The sequence below is a fragment of the Coprobacillus sp. genome, assembly GCF_984815275.1.
Window position 1 is genome coordinate 1 of the sequence record NZ_CFJNYH010000081.1, and the last position, 4498, is coordinate 4498.

Here is a 4498-nt window from a genome sequence, read left to right on the forward strand (position 1 = left end):
GCGGACATTTAAGAAGATATAAAAAGATAGTCAAAAAGACATATATAATTTAATACAATTTATATTATGAATAGTTAAATAGATAAAAAAGTAAAATTATTATTTTAAACATAACAGAAAACCAAAGTATTACAAAATAATAGAAATTCTTTAGCTTTCTTTTTAACTAAGATAATGAAATCAAACTTTTCAAAACACATACTTTAAACATTTTAAAAAATTTCTTTGATATTTTTTAAAATTATATATAATAAGAATGAAGAGGAGGAAGTAAAATGGAAGCACCTCATATATTAGTTATTGATGATGAAAAAGAGATTACTGATTTAATTGAAATTTATTTAAGTCAAGAAGGTTATCATGTAGAAAAAAGATATAATGCATTAACATTATTAGAAGATATTAGGACTTATCAAATTGATCTTGTTATATTAGATGTTATGATGCCAGAAATCAATGGAATACAGGCATTAAAAATGATTAGAGAAAAATATAATATACCTGTTATTATTGTTTCTGCAAAAACAGCAGATAATGATAAAATTGAAGGACTCTTAACTGGTGCAGATGATTATGTCAGTAAACCTTTTAATGCAATGGAATTAGTTGCACGAGTAAAATCACAATTACGTAGATTTCAGGTTTTTAACAAACCTATTAATGATTCCTCTCATATTATAGAAGCAAGTGATCTTATCATTGATACTCAAAAGAAATCTGTTACTTTAGATAATCAGTCACTCGCATTAACAAGAATTGAATATGAAATTTTAGTCTTATTAGCAAGTCAACCAGGAACAGTTTTTTCAATTGAAGATATTTTTGAAAAGATATGGCATGAAAAGATATGGCATGAAAAGTCCACAAATTCTAATAATACTATTATGGTTCATATTAGAAAACTACGCGAAAAAATAGAAAGACAGCCAAGAAATCCACGTCATATTAAAACAGTTTGGGGTATTGGTTATAAATTTGATTTATGATGAAAAAGATTAAGAGATTGTTTATTAGTAGTTTTAGATGGCGACTTTTTATTAATTTAATTGTGACTTATATTATGACATTCTTAATTTATAGTGCATTAATTATTATTTTTGATAATTTTAATTTGTTAGGAATGTCTATTGAATTAAGATATTTTATTGCATTTATTATTTCATTATTTCTCTTTTTAGTTATTTTCTTTGATTTAATGAATATTACCTTAAAGTATTTAAGTGTACTTAGTGGGACTATTCAAGAAGTCACTGCAGGAGATTATAATGTTGAGGCTCCTATTGAGTATGATGATGAATTAGGATTATTAGCTGCCAATATTAATGCTTTGGCAAAAACATTAAAGGACAAAGAAAAAGAAAGTGAGATTTTAAAAGAAAATGAGCGTTTAGCATTTGATGCTGAGAGAAATGCTGAGAAACAAAAAAATGATTTAATTACAAATGTTGCTCATGATTTAAGAACTCCATTAACAACTATTGTTGGATATTTAGAATTAATTAAAAATAATGAACATCTTTCTAAAGAAGATATTCAAAAGTATTCTACGGTTGCTTATGAAAAAGCAAAGAAGTTACAAGGAATGATGGATGATTTATTTGAATTTACAAGTTTAGATAAAGCTGATGTAAGAGTTCATATGACAACTCTTAATATATCTGAATTAATTCTTCAAATTGTTGATGAATTCTATCCAACATTTCAAGAGCATGATTTAACTCCAGTGATTAATATAGCTCAACCCAATCTTTTCATTCAAGGAGATGGCCAATTAATAGCAAGAGTTTTTGATAATTTATTATCAAATGCTGTTAAATATGGACAAGATGGTAATGATATTAAAATTGAGGTTTTAACTGATGACCAGAACGTCACAATTAAAATTATGAATTATGGTCATCCTATTGCTCAAGAAGATTTACCATATATTTTTGATAAATTCTATCGTTCTGATGCATCACGTTCATCTTCAACAGGAGGAACAGGATTAGGATTAGCTATAGCTAAGAATATTGTGCAAATACATAATGGTCAAATCTTTGCAACAAGTCATAAAGAAAAGACAACATTTGTTGTTGTCTTAAGAAAATTGCAAATTCAGGATTAGAGAGTATGCTTGACAGCTCTCTTTTTAAATTTTATGAAAATGACTTGCATCAACCTTACATATTGGGCAAATATAATCTTCTGGTAAAGTTTCGCCCTCATAAATAAATCCACAAACATCACAACGCCAACCTTGCTTCGTTGTTTCTTCAACATATGATGGTGCACTCTTAGGTGTTGTACCATTTTTCTTATCATGATAAGCTGCATATGTTAAAACAGTTTCATCACTCAATGTCTGAGCATCTTCAACTTCACTGATAAACATTAGATGTGTTCCTACATCAACAGTTTTTTTAACACGACAAGCAAACATTGCTGCTGTGTTCTCTGTTAAGTATTTAACATCATTAACATCAGTTTCATACGCAATGTTTTCAAACTTATTGACATCTTTACCACATTGGAATCCAAATGTTCTAATTATTTCCATAGGAACTTTTTCTAATAAGACACTGACATTAAATACACCACTTTTTTCAATGATTTGAGTTGTATAATTTTCCTTGTTTAATGTTATACAGACTTGTGATGGTTCTGCTGTCACTTGTGTCATTGTATTAATGACACAGCCACTTTCCTGATTATCGTTTTTTGAAGTCACAATATATAATCCATAACTGAGTTTAAAAAATGCTTTTGAATCCATATTTCATACCTCCTTATAAGGATTATACCACAATTTATAGATTATAAATAGTAATTATTCCTATTTATGTTATTTTTATTAACTTATGTTTATTAGAGATTGATTTTTATGTACTGAAAGAGTACAATTACCTCGATTAATATGTAAAAAGAGAGGGATATATCATGAAGATGTATAAAGACATGAATCATGAAGAATTAGTTTCTTTACATGATGATTTATGTAAGCAATATGAGCAGGTTAAAGCAAAAGGTTTGAAGTTAAATATGGCGAGGGGAAAGCCGGATGTCAATCAGTTACTTTTATCTACTGATATATTGGATGTCATTAATAGTCATTATGACTTTGGAAGTCAATATGAATATTGTAATTATGGTATTTTGGATGGTATTGATGAAGCTAAAGAATTTTTTGCAAAGATGTTAAACACTTCTTCTCAAAATGTTATTGTTTATGGAAATTCTAGTTTAACAATTATGTTTGATCAAATTAGTCGAGGTTATACCCATGGCTATTTAGGAGAGAAACCATGGTGCCAATTAGATAAAATTAAATTCTTATGCCCTGTTCCTGGATACGATCGCCATTTTGCTATAACAGAACATTTTGGCATTGAAATGATTAATATTCCTATGCATGAAAATGGTCCAGATATGGACCTTATTGAAAAATATGTTCAAACTGATGAAAGCATTAAAGGCATTTGGTGTGTTCCTCAGTATTCCAATCCAACTGGCATAACATATTCTGATGAGGTTGTAGAACGATTTGCAAATTTGAATCCTGCAGCAAAAGATTTTAGAATCTTTTGGGATAATGCATATTTAGTTCACCATTTATATAATGATAAACAAGAACATGTTAAAAATCTTATAAAAGCTTGCCAGGAGGCTGGACAGCCAAATCTCGTTTTTGAATTCTGCTCAACATCTAAAGTCACTTTACCAGGTTCAGGTGTTGCAGCATTGGCAACATCACTTGAAAATAAAGAGGATATTTTAAAACACATGTCTATTCAATGTATTGGATATGATAAATTAAATCAATTAAGACATGTAGAGTATTTTAATAAAATTGAAAGTATAGATACACATATGCAAAAACAGGCAAGTCTATTAAAGCCTAAATTTGAAGCTGTTTTAAATATTTTTGAAAGAGAACTTGAACCATTAGGAATTGCTGAATGGACTAAACCATTAGGAGGATACTTCATTTCCTTTATGGCAATGGAAAACTGTGCAAAAGCTATTGTACAAAAATGTAAAGAAGCGGGCACACTCCTAACAACAGCTGGAGCAACTTATCCATATGGTCAAGATCCTCATGATGCTAACATTAGAATTGCTCCTTCTTTCCCAAAATTAGAAGAATTAAAACAAGCAACAGAATTATTTGTTCTTTGTGTTAAGTTGATAAGTGTAGAAAAATTATTAGAAAAGGCATAATTTATGTCTTTTTTATTTTGAAATATGAGGAATAATTCTAGTTTTAATGTGTATAATAAGGATGGTTTTTCAATAAAAGGGATGATTTAAACATTTTTTAGGAAAATTTGAATAAAGATATTGACTAAAACGCAGAAAATTGTTATATTATATGAGCATGATTATTGGGATATAGCCAAGCGGTAAGGCAACAGACTTTGACTCTGTCATCTCCCTGGTTCGAATCCAGGTATCCCAGCCAATATGGAGGTTTAGCTCAGTTGGGAGAGCATCTGCCTTACAAGCAGAGGGTCAGCGG

4 protein-coding genes and 1 tRNA gene are annotated in these 4498 nt (G+C 29.1%); 4 read left to right on the forward strand and 1 reads right to left on the reverse strand.

The genetic code is table 11. From position 1 onward, the window contains the following. Nucleotides 1-275 precede the first annotated feature (275 nt). On the forward strand, nt 276-986 hold the full coding sequence (locus AC5M21_RS15855) for a response regulator transcription factor (RefSeq protein ID WP_054325795.1): 711 nt from the start codon (nt 276-278) through the stop codon (nt 984-986). A 74-nt stretch (nt 987-1060) separates the two neighbouring features. Beyond that, a complete protein-coding gene (locus AC5M21_RS15860) occupies nt 1061-2107 on the forward strand; it encodes a sensor histidine kinase (RefSeq protein WP_236916399.1) in 1047 nt (348 codons plus the stop codon). A gap of 24 nt (nt 2108-2131) precedes the next feature. Here AC5M21_RS15860 and AC5M21_RS15865 read toward each other — a convergent pair whose 3' ends face one another. After that, on the reverse strand, nt 2132-2755 hold the full coding sequence (locus AC5M21_RS15865) for a flavin reductase (RefSeq protein WP_054690444.1): 624 nt from the start codon (nt 2753-2755) through the stop codon (nt 2132-2134). A gap of 164 nt (nt 2756-2919) precedes the next feature. On the opposite strand from AC5M21_RS15865, the gene AC5M21_RS15870 reads away from it, so the two are divergent. Both AC5M21_RS15870 and AC5M21_RS15875 read left to right on the forward strand, forming a co-directional pair. After that, complete coding sequence (locus AC5M21_RS15870; RefSeq protein ID WP_117599188.1) at nt 2920-4200, forward strand: aspartate aminotransferase type Ic; 1281 nt, start codon at nt 2920-2922, stop codon at nt 4198-4200. Between the two features lie 165 nt (nt 4201-4365). Next, nucleotides 4366-4441: transfer RNA gene (locus tag AC5M21_RS15875), tRNA-Gln, on the forward strand. The last annotated feature ends 57 nt before the right edge of the window (nt 4442-4498 follow it).